Raw genomic sequence first — 14,231 nt, 5'->3', positions numbered from 1 at the left:
AAGAGGGGCCCCCTCCTATGCAGAATGCGTTAACCGGGGGCCCCTCCTTTCACCCGAACGGAGTGAGCGTGACCCCCGCGTCGACGAGTGCGGCCCGGACCAGTTCGGCGCACCGCACCGCGCCGGGTGTGTCGCCGTGCAGGCAGATCGACTCGACGGGGCAGGAGACCACGCTGCCGTCGACCGCGACCACGGTCCGCTCGACCGCCATCCGGACGGCCCGCACGGCGACCTGGTCCGGGTCGGTCACCAGCGCGTTCGGGGCGCTGCGCGGCACCAACGCCCCGTTGGGCAGGTAGTTGCGGTCGGCGAAGCCCTCGGCCACCACCCGCAGGCCGGCGCCGACCGCGAGCTGGGCGAGCACGGTGCCGGGCTGGCAGAGCACCGGCAGCTCGTGGTCGTACCCGCTGATCGCCGCCACCAGCGCGGCGGCCTGCGCCTCGTCGCACGCCGCCGCGTGGTATAGCGCGCCGTGCGGCTTGAGGTAGCGCACCCGGGTCCGGTAGAGCCGGCAGAACGCGTCGAGCGCCCCGAGCTGGTAGATCGTCTCGTCCCGCAGCTCGGCGAAGTCGTAGGCGATGTGTCGGCGGCCGAAGCCGGCGAGGTCCCGATAGCCGACCTGCGCGCCGACCGCGACGCCGCGTTCGGCGGCGGCGGCGCACACCCGGTGCATGGTGGCCGCGTCCCCGGCGTGGAAGCCGCAGGCCACGTTGGCGGAGCTGATCAGCCCGAGCAGCGCCTCGTCGTCGCCGAGCCGCCAGCTACCGAATCCCTCACCGAGATCCGCGTTGAGGTCCATGGAACCTCACCGTAGTCCCCGGGCGGGCCTGGGCGAGCGCTGTCACGTCGTCCACCACCCCGATGACCGGGTAGCCACCGGTGGTGGGGTGGTCGGCCAGGAAGATCAGCGGCTGGCCGTTCGGTGGCACCTGCACCGCGCCGAGCACCAGGCCCTCGCTCGGCAGTTCGCCGGCCACCGCGCGGGGCAGGGCGGCGCCGGCCAGCCGCGCGCCGACCCGGTTGCTGTCCGACCCGACGGTGTACGCGCTGCCGTGCAGCAGGTCTAGCGCGGCGGGCGTGAACCAGTCCTGCCGAGGGCCGGGGCGCACGGTCAGCGACACCTCGGTCGGCACCGGCCGGGTGACGGTGAGGTCCACCGGGGGCGGCGGGCCGGCCGGTGTGCCCAGCGGCAGCCGGTCCCCGTCGCGCAGCGGCGGCGGTCCGAGGCCGGAGAGCGTGTCGGTGGACCGGCTGCCGAGGACCGGCTCGACAGCGATCCCACCGCTGACGGCCAGCCAGGTCCGGACCCCGGCGTGGGCCGGACCGATCCGCAGCACCGCGCCGGCCGGCAACGTCAGCGGTCGCCCGACGTCGCCGGGGCGCCGCTCGACCTCGCCGGGGAGCCGCCCGGCTGGGCGCCCCTCGGCGGGCCCTGGGCCGGCGGTCCGTGAACGCTGCTCGACGAGCACGTCGGCGGGGGCGCCGGTGAGCGCCACGGTGACCGCCCGGGTGACGCGCAGCACGCACCCGGTCAGGGTGATCTCCAGGCCGGCGGCGTGCTCCGGGTTGCCGGCGAGGCGGTTGGCCAGGCGCAGGGCGGCCGGGTCGAGCGCGCCGGACCGGGGCACGCCGAGGTGCGCCCAGCCGGGCCGGCCCTGGTCCTGGACGGTGGTGAGCGCGCCGGCCCGCAGCACCTCGATCATGGGATGTCGACGAACCGGAGGCGGGTGCCGGGCGTGAGCCGGGCCGGCGGGTCGGCACGCACGTCGAAGAGGGTCAGCTCGGTCCGCCCGACCAGCAGCCAGCCGCCGGGTGAGGCGGCGGGGTAGATGCCCGCGTACGGGCCGGCCAGCGCGACCGAGCCGGCCGGCACCTGGGTACGCGGGGTGGTGAGGCGCGGCACGGCCAGCTCGGGCGGCAGCCCGGTGAGGTAGGCGAACCCGGGTGCGAAGCCGCAGAACGCGACGCGGAACTCGGTACGCCGCAGCCGGTCGACCACTGTCGACACGTCGACGCCCCAGTGGCCGGCGACGGTGGGCAGGTCTTCGCCGTCGTACGTGACGGGCACCCGGACCTCGGCGGCGGTGGAGCGGCCGGTGGTGTTCCGGGGCCGCCAGCCGGCGATCCGCGCGGCGGTGGCCGCCGGGTCGGGCACACCGTCGAGCAGGACGGTGACCGCGGCGGGGACGATCTCGACGGCGGCCAGCTCACCGGCCGCGCGCCGGTGCCACAGCTCGGCGCGCCACGCCTCGACCTGGTCGGGGTCGTCGCAGTCGAGCAGCAGGGCGTGCGCCCCGACGGGTCGGATCCGCATCCGGTCATCCTCGCGTCGTCGGGCGTGACGGTCCACACTACTTGCAAGTAACCTACGGTGTCGTAACCTGATGAGGTGACCACCTCCGCACCGCTCCGGCTCCGGCCGGTCGACATCGGAAAGCCGCGCATGCGCGGCTGGCTCCACGCGTACGCGTTCTTCGCCGCGCTCGTCTGCGGCATCGTCCTCTGTTCGATCGCCGCCACCCGGCCCGGCTGGGCGCCGCTGGTGAGCTGCCTGATCTACAGCCTCACCGTGTGCGGGCTCTTCGGCACCAGCGCGCTCTACCACCGGCGGGTCTGGTCCGAACGCGGCTATCAGATCATGCGCCGGATGGACCACTCGATGATCTTCGTGTTCATCGCCGGCACCTACACCCCGTTCTGTGCGCTGCTGCTGGACACCCGGCACGCCACGATCATGCTCAGCCTGGTCTGGGGCGGCGCGCTGGCCGGCGTCGCGGTCAAGCTGATCTGGCCGCACGCGCCCCGCTGGGTCTCCGCCCCGCTCTATCTGGCGCTCGGCTGGGTGGCGGTGGCGATGCTGCCGGAGATCCTGCACTCCGGCGGCGTCACCGCGCTGGTGCTGCTGAGCGTGGGCGGCGCGATCTACAGCGTGGGCGCGGTGTTCTACGCGCTACGCCGGCCGAACCCGTGGCCCACCGTCTTCGGCCACCACGAGTTCTTCCACGCGTGCACGCTGGTCGCGGCGATCTGCCACCACATCGCGATCTACTTCGCGCTGTTCGCCTGAGCCCGTCCGCCCGAAGCCGGCCCGTCCGAAGCCGGCCCGGACAAAGCCGGCCCGGACATGCACGAGGGCCCCGCGCCGTTGCGGGGCCCTCAGGTCTCGGGGTGGGTCAGGCCGGGTAGCCCGAGCCCGGGCGGCGCACCTCGCGGTACTCCTCGCGCACGACCCGGTCGCCCTGCACCGGCACCACCGGCTCGGCGACGACCTGCTGACGCACCGGCGCGGCGACCACGCGGCGGCGGCTGTTCCAGAAGTAGAGCGTCGTGAGCAGACCGGCGAGACCGGCGAGCATGAGCACCCAGCCCACCACGTTGAGGTTCAGCCATCCCAGGTTGGCGTCGATGGCGAACGCGAAGATCGCGCCGAGCGCGATGAGGAAGATGCTGGCACCGATGCCCATGACGTCGCCTCCTTGGCGTCCTGCTGGCGTTTCTGCCCGCCGCGGCCATGGATGAGGTAGCGGCACACATCGACATACCCAGGCGCTCCGATCGCCAATCAGGCAAGCTGGGCGGATGACGGACGGCAGGAACCGGCAGCGGACATTGGTGCTGTTGCGGCACGCCAAGGCCGAGCAGTCCCGGGACGCCCCGGACGCGGAACGACCACTGACCGCGCGGGGTCACGCCGACGCCGCGGCGGCCGGCGCCTGGCTGGCCCGGCACGGGCTGCTCCCCGACGTGGTGCTCTGCTCGCCGGCCCGACGCACCCGGCAGACCTGGCACGGGGTGGCGCTGGGCCTGGCCGGGTCCCCGCCGGAGGGCGGCCCGGCGGGCCCGGCCCCCGCCGTCCGCTACGAGCCGACCGCGTACGAGGCGCATCCGGACGAGCTGCTGGAGCTGGTCCGGTCGGTGGATCCGGCGGCCGGCACGGTGCTGCTGGTCGCGCACAACCCGGGCATCTCACTGCTCTCGGCGCTGCTCGACCCCGAGCGGGCGGACCCCGAGGGCCTGCGCACCACCGACCTGGTGGTGCACGAGCCCACCACCGAGTGGGCCGCGCTCTCGCGCGCCCCCCTCACCACCCGCCACACCGCCCGCAGCTGAAGTGCAAGGAGGGGCCCCCTGTTAACGCATTCGGTAGAGGCGGGGCCCCTTCTTAACCCGCCGCGCGAGGCACCGGCAGCGGGGCGGGGCGGTCAGGACGGCGGGGCCGTCGGCGGCGGCGGGTCGGGCGGCGGCGGCATCATCGCGGTCGGGTGGGAGAGCCGGTTCTCCTCCACGATGAGCGTGCGAGCCCGCTTGCGACGGTCCTGCCAGAACCACAACGTGGTCAGCAGGACGCCCAGCCCGGCCAGGATGAAGACCCAGCCGACCGCGCGCAGGTCGATCCACCAGACGTTGGCCCGGATGGCGAAGGTCATGATCGCGCCGAGCGCGATGAGAAAGATGGCGCTGCCAATGCCCATGTGCGCTGCACTCCCCCGTGCGGTGGCCCTTGGGCGTACTCCGGTCGTGGTCCGCGACGGTTACCCGCCCACCGGCCGGCCTATCCACCTCCGGCGCCACCAACGACGGCGGCCGGCGGGCTGTCGCCCACCGGCCGTCGAGGTGAAAGGGGAGGAAGTACCCGTGAGGGCTTAGAACGCCTCCTCCGGAAGGTCCATGATCTCCAGGTCGGCACCCTCGATGATCCGTCGGTCGGCGCCGATGCGGGGCAGCACCTCGCGGGCGAAGAAGCGGGCGGCGGCCACCTTGCCGGTGTAGAACGCCTTGTCGCTGGCGGAGACCTCACCGGCCAGCGCCTTCAACGCCACGTCCGCCTGCTTCTGGAGCAGCCAGCCGACCACCAGGTCGCCGATCGCGAGCAGGAACCGGCGGCTGCTCAGGCCGACCTTGTAGAGCGCGCGGGCGTCGCCGGCCTGGGCCTCGCCCAGCCACCCGGTCATCACGCCGATCATGTTCTGGATCTCGGCGAGCGCCTTGCCGAGCGCCTGCCGCTCCTCCTTGAGCTGGCCGTTGCCGGCCTCGGAGGCGATGTGCTCCTGGATCTCCCCGGCGACCGCCATCAGCGCCTTGCCGTTGTCCCGGACGATCTTCCGGAAGATCAGGTCGAGGCTCTGGATGGCCGTGGTGCCCTCGTACAGGGTGTCGATCTTGGCGTCCCGGACGTACTGCTCCAGCGGGTAGTCCTGGAGGAAGCCGGAGCCGCCGAACGTCTGGAGCGACTCGTGCCCGAGCAGCTCGTACGCCCGCTCCGAGCCGACGCCCTTGACCAGCGGCAGCAGCAGGTCGTTGACCCGCTTGGCCAGCCTGGTGGCCTTCTCGTCGCCGGCCGCCTCGGCGAGCGCGACCTTGTCCTGCCAGCTCGCGGTGTAGCAGACCAGCGCGCGCAGGCCCTCGGCGTACGACTTCTGCATCAGCAGCGAGCGGCGCACGTCCGGGTGGTGGGTGATGGTCACCCGCGGCGCGGTCTTGTCGGCCTGCTGGATCAGGTCGGCGCCCTGCACGCGGTTCTTGGCGTACTCCAGCGCGTTCAGGTAGCCGGTGGAGAGCGTGGCGATGGCCTTGGTGCCGACCATCATCCGGGCATACTCGATAATCATGAACATCTGGCGAATGCCGTCGTGCTTCTCGCCCAGCAGCCAACCCTTGGCCGGTACGCCGTGCTCGCCGAAGGTCACCTCGCAGGTGTTGGAGACCTTCAGGCCCATCTTGTGCTCGACGTTGGTGGCGTAGACGCCGTTGCGCTCGCCCAGCTCACCGGTCTCGGCGTCGAAGTGGAACTTCGGCACCACGAAGAGGGACAGGCCCTTGGTGCCGGGGCCACCGACGCCCTCCACGCCGACCGGACGGGCCAGCACGTAGTGGACGATGTTGTCGCTCAGGTCGTGCTCGCCGGAGGTGATGAAGCGCTTGACGCCCTCGATGTGCCACGTGCCGTCCGGCTGCTGGACCGCCCGGGTGCGACCGGCGCCCACGTCCGAGCCGGCGTCCGGCTCGGTCAGCACCATGGTCGAGCCCCACTGCTTCTCGATGAACAGCCGAGCCCACTTCCGCTGCTCCTCGGTGCCCTCGACGTGCAGCACGTGTGCGAACGAGGGGCCGGAGGCGTACATCCAGACCGGGGCGTTGGCGCCGAGCACCAGCTCGGCCAGGGACCACCAGAGCGCGCGGGGGGCGTTCGTGCCGCCGAGCGCCTCCGGCAGGTCGAGCCGCCAGAACTCGGAGTCCATGAACGCCTGGTACGACTTCTTGAACGACTCGGGCAGCGGCGCGGTGTGCGTCGCCGGGTCGAAGACCGGCGGGTTGCGGTCGCTGTCGGAATAGCTGGCGGCGAGGTCCTCGCGGGCCAGGCGGTCGACCTCGGAGAGGAAGCTACGGGCGGTGTCGACGTCCAGGTCCGTGTACGGCTCCTGGCCGAACGTCCGGTCCGCCCCGAACACCTCGAACAGGTTGAACTCGAGGTCCCGAAGGTTGCTCTTGTAGTGGGTCATGCTCGCTGGCCCCGCTTCCGGACAGGTGTTACCGATCAGTAACTCCAGACTGTATTACTCACCGGTAGGCAACGACAACCCGATCTCGGAAGTGACAGCGATTACACACTTCCCATTCACCCGTCGGCGGCGCCGACCTCCCAACTCGGCACCGGGGCCGCCGCCGCGCTGCGCGGGCCGGTGTACTCCATCAGGACCAGCGCGATGTCGTCGTCGAGCCGGTCCTGCACCCACTCGACCAGGGCGGTCTCCAGCGAGGCGAGCCCGTCGCCGACCGTCCCGTGACCGAGCAGCCGCCAGGCGCGGTCGGCGGTCGGGAAGAACTCGCCGTCCCGCCGGGCCTCGCCCAGCCCGTCGGTGAACAGCAGCAGCCGGTCGCCCGGCTCCAGCCGTTCCACCCGGGGCCGGACCACCGGCATGAAGCCCAGCGGCGGCGCCGGGGCCGGCGGTTCCAGTGGGATCACCGCGCCGCGGCGCAGCAACAGCGGCGGCGGATGTCCACAGTTGACGATGGTGAGCGTGCCGCCGCGCTCCTCGACCAGCGCGGCGGTGACGAAGTCCTCGTCGCCGACGTTGCGGGCCACCGCCCGGTCCAGGTCGGTCACCACCGCGCGCAGATCGGCCCGCTCGTAGGCCACGTGCCGGTAGGAACCGAGCACGATGCTGGCCAGCCGGACCGCGTCCAGCCCCTTCCCGCGGACGTCCCCGATGATCATCCGGACGCCGTACGGGGTGTCCATCACCTCGTACAGGTCGCCGCCGATCTCGGCGGTGGCCGTGGAGGAGATGTAGCGCGCGGCCACCGCCAGCGTGCCGACCTGCGGACCGAGCGGACGCAGCACCGCCTGCTGGGCGACCGCGGCGAGCCGGGTCAGCTCGGCGATGCGCTCCGTCTGACGCTGCCGCACGGCCGCCGTGGCGGCGGAGATCGCGGTGGCCAGCACGATGGCGGCCACGCTGACGGTGGTCACCAGCGGCATGCCCTTCTCGGCCGCGGCGAAGGCGACCCCGGCCGCGGTGGCCAGCGCCCCCACGGCCAGCACCACCCGCCAGGAGGCCAGCGCGCCGGCGAGGACGGGCGCGGCGGCCATCAGCGCGAGGTAGTGCACCGGCCGACCGTCCGCCGCCTCCGCCGCCGACACGATCGCGAGCAGCGCGAGGGCCGCGCCGAGACCGGCGCGGGATCCGGGGCTCAGCGGGCCGCGGCCCGGCTGGAAGGGTTGCGTACGTACATCGGACAGCATGCCTGATGGATGTGAACCGGAGAACGAACGCGGCCCGTCCGTCGCGGAAGTTCTGCCGGACCGGCTGTCAGCCGAGCACCTCGTAGCGGACGTCCACCTCGCCGAGACCGGTCGAGGCGATGGCCGCGAACGCGGCGCGGGACAGGTCGATGCACCGGCCGTCGATGTACGGGCCCCGGTCGTTGATCCGGACCACCACCGACTTGCCGTTGGCCGGGTTGGTGACGCGCACCCTGGTATTGAACGGCAGCGTCTTGTGCGCGGCCGTCAGCGCGTCCGGGTCGAACGTCTCGCCGTTCGCGGTCATCTGGCCCTCGTCGTAGAAGGACGCGCCGCAGGAACCGCTCTCCACCACCTTCGGGGCGGCGGTCTTCTTCTTCGTCGCGGTCGGCTTCGGCGCCGCGGTCCGGGCCTTGCCCCGGGACGCCGGCTGGGTGCGGGTCGGCTTCGGGCTCGGGGTGGCCTTCGGCGACGGGCTCCGGCTCGCGGTGGCGGAGGCGCTCGGCGACGGCGCGGCCGAGGTGGGGACCGCCGTGCTGGGCGGTGCCTCGAGCAGGGGGGCCGGCGCGGCGGGCGGATCGGCGGCGGTGAGCTGCACCGCGCCGACGGTGCCGCCGACCGCGAGCGCCACGCCGACCGCCGCGGTGGCGGCGATGCCGGCCGGCGAGGAGAACAATCTGCGGGTACGAAGGTGCCTAGCAGCCACCGGGCCGGTCCTTTCGTCAACTCAACAAACCGGCCCGGACCGTAACGAGAGAAGCACTTCCGAAGTCAACGTGATCATGGTGGTATGGCCGCATTTGCCGTGGTACGTGTAGCCGATCAAGCCACGGCCGTTGGGCCGAACGGTGGACGGGTTGGGCAGGATGGAGGCGTGCTGAACCGTCGCCTGGCCGAACTGTTCCGCTGGGCCGACCCCGGGCCGGACAGCAGCCACCTGGTCAGCGACCTCTCCGGCTGGTGGCGTGATCCCGAGGTGCTCGCCGAGGTAGGGCCGGCGCTGGCCGGCCTCTTCCCCGACGCGCGCCCGACAGTGGTGGTCGCCCCCGAGGTGACCGGGCTGCTGCTCGGCCCGCTGGTCGCGGTGGCCGCCGGCGCCGGGTTCCTGCCCGCGTACAAGGATGGTGGCGAGCGACGCCGGATCGGACCGACGCGGTGGGCCGGGACCCCGCCGGACCACCGGGGGCAGCGGCTGCGGATCGGCGTGGACGGCCGGCGGCTCGGCCCCGGCGACCGGGTACTGCTGGTGGACGACTGGGTCGACACCGGCGCGCAACTGGACGCGCTGTGCCGGCTGGTACGCGACGCCGACGCCGAGCCGGTCGGCGCCGCCGCGCTGGTCGCCACCTGCCCGCCGGACGTCGGCGAACGGCTGCGGGTTCGCGCGCTGCTCACGGGTGACGACCTGCCCTGAGGGGTTGACCTCAAGCTCGCTTCAACCCCGACCATCGGCGGATGGACGACGGCATCCTCGACGAGGCATACCACCGACTGCACCGCACCGGCCCCGAGTTCGAGGGCTGGCTCTCCAACCACGGGCCGATGGCCGCCGAGGCGTTGGTCCGACACGGGCAGGGCGCCCGCGTGCACCGCTGGCTCGACGGCTACCTGCGCCGGCTCGACGACCTGCCCCGTGGACTGCGGCCGATCGACGACTGGCGGGCCGCGCTCGGTGACCCGAAGCGGGCCGGCGACTGGCTCGACCACTTCGACCGCGAGCTGCGCGACCGGCCGTGGCGGGAGGTGCTCGGCGAATGGTGGCCCCGGCTGCTGCCCGGGATCGCGGCCGGGGCCACCCATGGTGTGATCCGGGTCGGACACGCGGTGCGGGTGCTGCACACCGACGGGGAGACGCCGGAGCGCCGCGCCGAGCTGGGCCAAGCACTCGGCTACTGGGCGGCCCGCTGGCAGCCGGTCCCCGGCGCCGGCCCGCTCACCGGCCACGCCGACGCCGCCGCCGCGCTGGCCGGGGTGCCCCGGATAGGGGACCGCAGCGGCGGCATCCGGGAGCGACTCGGTCGGCTGACCGGGGAGCCCGGATGGTCGACAGCGGTCACCGCGCTGCGTCCACCGGCCGACCCGGAGCGCGCGGCCCGCACGCTCACCGACGTGGTGCACCGCGCCGCGCTGGACTACCTGCGGTTCGGGCACGGCGAGCCGGTGATGCTGGTGCACGCGGTCACCGCGCCGACCGCGGTGCTGCGTACCCTGCCGGCTCTGGACCCGGCGCTGCGGGCGCCGAGCGTCGCCGCGGCCTGGGCCGCGACGGCGGCCGTGACCTCGGTGTACGCCGCACCCGCGCCGACCGCCGCCACGCCTGTCGACGGGCCCACCGAACCGGCCGAGGTGTTCGCCCGGGCCGCCCGGCACGGCGACGAACACGTGGTGAAGCTGGCCGACGCGGCGCTGGAGGCGTACGCGGCCACCGGCGACGAACGGGTGCTGGCCGCGCCCGGCCACGCCGGCCGGCTGATCTGACCGGTGCCGTAACCTCCGGGGCATGTGGCCCCGGATCGGTGGACTGCGCGCGCTCGCCCTCGGCACCCCCGGCGAGCTGCGCACCAGACTGAACACGCTCGTGCTCAGCGGCGCGAAGACCGCCACCGCCGGGTTGATCGGCGAGTACGCCGACGAGCACGAGGAGCTGGAGCACGTCGGTGAACGGCTGGCGCTCGTCGACGACCACGACGCGCAGGTGGGCGTGGTCGAGATCACCGGCGTCGAGGTGGTCCGCTTCGCGGACGTGCCGTGGGACTTCGCCCGCGCCGAGGGCGAGGGCGACCGGTCGATCGAGGAGTGGCGGGCCGGCCACGGCGCCTACTGGGCGCGGCAGGGCACCCCGGTCACCGACGACAGCCGCATCGTCTGTCTCCGCTTCCGGCTGGTGTGTGAAGGCGGGGGCCCCGCTTAACGCATTCTGCATAAGCGGGGCCCCCGCCTAACACCTAGCCGACCCGGCGCAGCTCCGGCAGCAACGCCGCCGCCTCGGTCAGCACCGCCTCGTCGCCGGCGTACCAACTGCTGGCCCGGGGCCAGTGCGTGATCACGTCGGTGAAGCCCAGCCGGGCCGCCCGAGCCGCCTGCTCCGCGAGGAAGTCCGCGCTGGTCAGCGAGAAGACCGGAGCCGAGTCGAGCGAGAGGTAGCGGTCCAGCGTGGCCGGGTCCCGGCCGGCCTGTTCCAGCGTCCGCGTCATCCGGTCGGACAGCTCGGCCACCGTGTCCCACCAGCCCGCCAGGTCGTCACCGTCGAGGCCGGTGGTCACCCAGCCCTGCCCGAACCGGGCGACCAGGCGCATCGACCGGGGACCGTTCGCGGCCAGCACGAACGGCACCCGGGGCTGCTGGACGCAGCCGGGGTTGTTGCGGGCGTCCACCGCCGCGAACCACTCCCCGCGCCAGGTCGTGCCGTCCTCGCGCAGGATCAGGTCGAGCAGTTCGGTGAACTCCGCGAACCGGTCGACCCGCTGCCGGGGCGGCAGCGTCTCGCCGCCGAGCACGGCCGAGTCGAAGCCGATACCGCCCGCGCCCAGCCCGAGCAGCACCCGCCCGCCGGAGACGTCGTCCAACGCGGTCACCTGCCGGGCGAACGCCGCCGGATGGCGGAAGTTCGGCGAGGCCACCAGCGTGCCGAGCCGGACCCGGGAGGTCACCGAGGCCGCCGCGGTCAGGGTCGTCCAGGAGTCGAACCACGGCCCGTCGACCAGGTCACGCCAGCCCAGGTGGTCGTACGTCCAGGCGTGGTCGAAGCCCCACTCGTCCGCCTGCGCCCACCGCCGGCGCGCCTCCGACCAGCGTTGGTCCGGCAGGATCACGATGCCAATCCGCATGATCCCCAGCGTACGGCCCGGACCGTTCCGCTACGTGGTCACCAGATCGGCCACCACACAGGCGATGTTGTCCGGCGCGCCCGCCGCGTACGCGAGATCGACCAGGTCCCCGACGGCGGTCTCCGGGTCGTCCGCCCCGGCCAGCGCGGCGTGCAGCGCGCCCGGGTCGACCACCGCGGCGAGGCCGTCCGAGCAGAGCAGGTAGCGGTCACCGGGCACCGCGGTCCGCAGCGCCAGGTCCGCCTCCACCTCGCCGCCCGCGCCCAGCGCCCGGGCCAGCAGCGCCCGCTGCGGGTGCGCCCCGGCCTCGGCCGGCGTGAGCCGCCCCTGGTCGACGAGCGTCTGCACGTACGTGTGGTCCTGGGTGAGCCGGGACAGCTCGCCGCCCCGCAGCAGGTAGGCCCGGGTGTCCCCGACGTGCACCAGGGCGAGTCGGGTGCCCCGCCGGACGATCGCGGTGAGCGTGCTGGCCGGCCGGTTCGCGTCGGTGGCCTGCGCGCGTACCGCCCGGTCGGCCCGGCTCACCGCGTCGCCCAGCGCGGCGAGCAGATCGCCCGCCGGCGCGTCGGCCGCCGCCAACGGCCGCAGCGCGTCCACCGCTGCCGCGCTGGCGGTCGACCCGCCCGGACCGCGTACGCCATCGGCGACCGCGAGCAGCGTGTCGCCGGCGTACGCGACGTCCTCGTTGGAGTCGCGGACCGTGCCGGTCTCGCAGCGCGCCGCGTACCGGAAGGTGGTGTTCTCGGACATGGTGGTGCCCCTCTCGGTGAGCTGGTCGACGAGGAGCGCGACGGTCCGCGCGCGGGCGGCGGTATGCGCGCTGACCCGCTGCCACCAGGCGTCGAGCGCCTCGGCGGCGGCCGGCGGCGGCAGCGCGCAGACGGCCCGGACCTCGGCCAACGGCATGCCGGCCCGGCGCAGCGCGGCGATCAGCCGCGCCCGGTCGAGCTGCTCCGGCGCGTAGTAGCGGTAACCGGAGTGCGGGTCCACGGCGGACGGCGGCAGCAGCCCGCAGTCGTCGTAGACGCGCAGCGCCTTGGCGGTCAGTCCGGCCGCGCGGGCGAACGCCCCGATGGTCAGCAGCCGCACGTCGCTCTCCTCCTCGCGCCGGCCCCCGGTGGGCCGGCCCGGACCACGGTGCGGCTTGCCGCAGGGGACGGGTCAAGAGCGTTGACCATATATCGAAGACTTATATATGTTGTCGACATGACCCAGATGCGGGAGCCGACGTTCCTGATCCTCACCTCGCTCGCCGGCGGGCCGAGGCACGGCTACGGCATCACCCAGGAGGTCGCCACGCTCTCCGCCGGGCGGGTGAGCCTGCTGCCGGGCACGCTCTACACCGCGCTGGACCGGCTCACCGCCCAGCGCCTCGTCGAACCGGACCGCGAAGAGGTGGTGGACGGCCGGCTGCGTCGCTACTACCGCCTCACCGCGGCCGGTCTCGACGCGCTCACCGTCGAGACCGGCCGGCTACGCCAACTCGCCACCGTCGCCGAGACCCGGCTGCGGGCCCTGCGCCCCCGCACCGCCTGAAGCTGCCTCCCGCCCGCACCGCAGACCGTAGGGGAGACCATGTCGCTCGCCCACCAGTACCGGCGGTTGCTCCTCGCCTACCCCCGCGCCTACCGGCGGGAACGCGGCCCGGAGATCCTGGGACTCCTGCTGGACTCGGCGCCACCCGGGCGAACCCGACCCACGCTCCGCGAGGCCGCCGACCTGGTCCGCGGTGGGCTCCGCTGCCGGCTCGGCCGGCCCGCGAGCCGTACCGTCGGCGTCTGGGCGGTGCTGACGGCGTTGATCTGCGGACTGTTCACCGCCGCGCTCGCCGCCCGGCTCGCCTGGGAGACGTCCCGGCCGCAGCCCGACCGGGCCGAGTTCACCGCCGTCTTCACCGAGGCGTTCCCCGGCCACCGGCTGAGCGACGACGTGTCGACCGCGCCCGCGCTCTTCGTCTACTACAACCAGCCGCTGCGACTCAGCCAGTGGCGTGGGCTCGTCCTCGGTGACGGTGGCGAATACCAGGAGGGCTCGGCATCCGGATCAGCATCCGGCCCGATGCCGACGCCCCCGGACCGCACGCTGACCACTGCCGTGCGACGCCTGGAGGCCGACGGGTGGCAGGTGTCCGAGCCGACCTCGACCGTGCTCCGGACCTGCGATGCCGCCAGTTGCCGCCAGGCCGGCGAGCCGGTCGAGACCGTGCTGGTCGCCCGGCGCGGCGACACCGTCCTGCGGGCCACCTTCAACGACCCCGACACCTACGGTTCGTACCTCTCGGTGGAGGTTCAGCGGACGACGCCGCCCGCCGTGGTCCCCGCCGCCGCTCTCGCCGGGCTGGTCGGCGGCGCCCTGGCCTGGCTGGCCTTCGGCTGGGCGAGCCGGCGCACCGACGGTCGACGTGGCGTGCCACTACTGCTCGGCATCACCCTCGTCCTCTGGTGGACGCCCGCGGTGCTCGCCACCCCCTCCCTGGTCGGGCACCACCTGGACGAACCGCATCCGAGCTGGCATCCGCTCTGGGAGTGGCTCGGTCAGCCGGCGCTCTCGCTGTTCTTCCTGGTCGGCCTGGCCGGCGCGGCGACGCTGTCGACCATCGCGCTCGTGCCGCGCCGCGAGCCGCATCCGCTGACGCTCAGCCCTGGGTAAGCTTGGCCAGC

Annotated in this window: 17 protein-coding genes; 7 read left to right on the top strand and 10 right to left on the bottom strand. The window is 73.7% G+C overall.

Annotation, left to right across the window (positions count from 1 at the left end):
- Positions 1 to 49: 49 nt before the first annotated feature.
- Genes C8054_RS19385 through C8054_RS19375 form a run of 3 tightly spaced genes read right to left on the bottom strand, consistent with a single transcriptional unit; the run spans position 50 to position 2,314 of the window.
- Positions 50 to 799, bottom strand: coding sequence for a LamB/YcsF family protein (locus tag C8054_RS19385; protein WP_107158216.1), 750 nt, complete (start codon positions 797 to 799; stop codon positions 50 to 52).
- Positions 774 to 1,703, bottom strand: coding sequence for a biotin-dependent carboxyltransferase family protein (locus C8054_RS19380; RefSeq protein WP_107158215.1), 930 nt, complete (start codon positions 1,701 to 1,703; stop codon positions 774 to 776). Before C8054_RS19380 ends, C8054_RS19385 begins: the two co-directional genes overlap by 26 nt.
- Positions 1,700 to 2,314: an allophanate hydrolase subunit 1 gene (locus C8054_RS19375; protein WP_107158214.1), complete on the bottom strand. Its 615-nt coding sequence runs from the start codon at positions 2,312 to 2,314 to the stop codon at positions 1,700 to 1,702. Before C8054_RS19375 ends, C8054_RS19380 begins: the two co-directional genes overlap by 4 nt.
- 75 nt (positions 2,315 to 2,389) lie before the next feature.
- On the opposite strand from C8054_RS19375, the gene C8054_RS19370 reads away from it, so the two are divergent.
- A complete protein-coding gene (locus C8054_RS19370) occupies positions 2,390 to 3,067 on the top strand; it encodes a hemolysin III family protein (RefSeq protein ID WP_107158213.1) in 678 nt (225 codons plus the stop codon).
- A gap of 106 nt (positions 3,068 to 3,173) precedes the next feature.
- On the opposite strand, the gene C8054_RS19365 is transcribed toward C8054_RS19370, so the two are convergent.
- Complete coding sequence (locus C8054_RS19365) at positions 3,174 to 3,464, bottom strand: DUF6458 family protein (RefSeq protein ID WP_107158212.1); 291 nt, start codon at positions 3,462 to 3,464, stop codon at positions 3,174 to 3,176.
- A gap of 115 nt (positions 3,465 to 3,579) precedes the next feature.
- Here C8054_RS19365 and C8054_RS19360 point away from each other — a divergent pair, with 115 nt between their 5' ends.
- Positions 3,580 to 4,110, top strand: a complete 531-nt coding sequence (locus tag C8054_RS19360) for a histidine phosphatase family protein (protein ID WP_107158211.1) — start codon at positions 3,580 to 3,582, stop codon at positions 4,108 to 4,110.
- A 92-nt stretch (positions 4,111 to 4,202) separates the two neighbouring features.
- Here the strand turns inward: C8054_RS19360 and C8054_RS19355 are convergent, their stop codons facing one another.
- The 4 genes from C8054_RS19355 to C8054_RS19340 form a co-directional block, all read right to left on the bottom strand.
- Complete coding sequence (locus tag C8054_RS19355) at positions 4,203 to 4,472, bottom strand: DUF6458 family protein (RefSeq protein ID WP_013283345.1); 270 nt, start codon at positions 4,470 to 4,472, stop codon at positions 4,203 to 4,205.
- A gap of 171 nt (positions 4,473 to 4,643) precedes the next feature.
- Positions 4,644 to 6,500: an acyl-CoA dehydrogenase gene (locus C8054_RS19350; RefSeq protein WP_107158210.1), complete on the bottom strand. Its 1,857-nt coding sequence runs from the start codon at positions 6,498 to 6,500 to the stop codon at positions 4,644 to 4,646.
- A gap of 116 nt (positions 6,501 to 6,616) precedes the next feature.
- The gene (locus C8054_RS19345) at positions 6,617 to 7,744 is read right to left on the bottom strand and encodes a PP2C family protein-serine/threonine phosphatase (RefSeq protein WP_107158209.1); all 1,128 of its coding nucleotides are present in this window, start codon (positions 7,742 to 7,744) and stop codon (positions 6,617 to 6,619) included.
- A 67-nt stretch (positions 7,745 to 7,811) separates the two neighbouring features.
- Complete coding sequence (locus C8054_RS19340; RefSeq protein WP_107158208.1) at positions 7,812 to 8,450, bottom strand: septal ring lytic transglycosylase RlpA family protein; 639 nt, start codon at positions 8,448 to 8,450, stop codon at positions 7,812 to 7,814.
- Positions 8,451 to 8,618: 168 nt separating this feature from the next.
- Here C8054_RS19340 and C8054_RS19335 point away from each other — a divergent pair, with 168 nt between their 5' ends.
- Genes C8054_RS19335 through C8054_RS19325 form a run of 3 tightly spaced genes read left to right on the top strand, consistent with a single transcriptional unit; the run spans position 8,619 to position 10,655 of the window.
- Complete coding sequence (locus C8054_RS19335; protein ID WP_107158207.1) at positions 8,619 to 9,158, top strand: phosphoribosyltransferase family protein; 540 nt, start codon at positions 8,619 to 8,621, stop codon at positions 9,156 to 9,158.
- 41 nt (positions 9,159 to 9,199) lie between these two features.
- On the top strand, positions 9,200 to 10,222 hold the full coding sequence (locus C8054_RS19330; RefSeq protein WP_107158206.1) for a questin oxidase family protein: 1,023 nt from the start codon (positions 9,200 to 9,202) through the stop codon (positions 10,220 to 10,222).
- A gap of 22 nt (positions 10,223 to 10,244) precedes the next feature.
- A complete protein-coding gene (locus C8054_RS19325; RefSeq protein ID WP_107158205.1) occupies positions 10,245 to 10,655 on the top strand; it encodes an ASCH domain-containing protein in 411 nt (136 codons plus the stop codon).
- Between the two features lie 34 nt (positions 10,656 to 10,689).
- On the opposite strand, the gene C8054_RS19320 is transcribed toward C8054_RS19325, so the two are convergent.
- Positions 10,690 to 11,571 (bottom strand): LLM class flavin-dependent oxidoreductase, encoded by an 882-nt coding sequence (locus tag C8054_RS19320; RefSeq protein WP_107158204.1) that lies wholly within the window; start codon positions 11,569 to 11,571, stop codon positions 10,690 to 10,692.
- A 30-nt stretch (positions 11,572 to 11,601) separates the two neighbouring features.
- Positions 11,602 to 12,660 carry a MerR family transcriptional regulator gene (locus C8054_RS19315; protein WP_107158203.1) on the bottom strand — a complete coding sequence of 353 codons (1,059 nt, stop codon included), beginning with the start codon at positions 12,658 to 12,660 and terminating at the stop codon, positions 11,602 to 11,604.
- Between the two features lie 126 nt (positions 12,661 to 12,786).
- Here C8054_RS19315 and C8054_RS19310 point away from each other — a divergent pair, with 126 nt between their 5' ends.
- Together C8054_RS19310 and C8054_RS31750 are read left to right on the top strand one after the other, a co-directional pair.
- Positions 12,787 to 13,107: a PadR family transcriptional regulator gene (locus C8054_RS19310; RefSeq protein WP_107158245.1), complete on the top strand. Its 321-nt coding sequence runs from the start codon at positions 12,787 to 12,789 to the stop codon at positions 13,105 to 13,107.
- A gap of 39 nt (positions 13,108 to 13,146) precedes the next feature.
- Positions 13,147 to 14,220 carry a hypothetical protein gene (locus C8054_RS31750; RefSeq protein WP_146179936.1) on the top strand — a complete coding sequence of 358 codons (1,074 nt, stop codon included), beginning with the start codon at positions 13,147 to 13,149 and terminating at the stop codon, positions 14,218 to 14,220.
- Positions 14,221 to 14,231 lie beyond the last annotated feature (11 nt).

The sequence above is a fragment of the Micromonospora sp. RP3T genome (assembly GCF_003027925.1).
Lineage (GTDB): Bacteria > Actinomycetota > Actinomycetes > Mycobacteriales > Micromonosporaceae > Micromonospora.
Note: the sequence above shows the minus strand (reverse complement) of the source record. Positions and strands in the feature narration are given on the sequence as shown.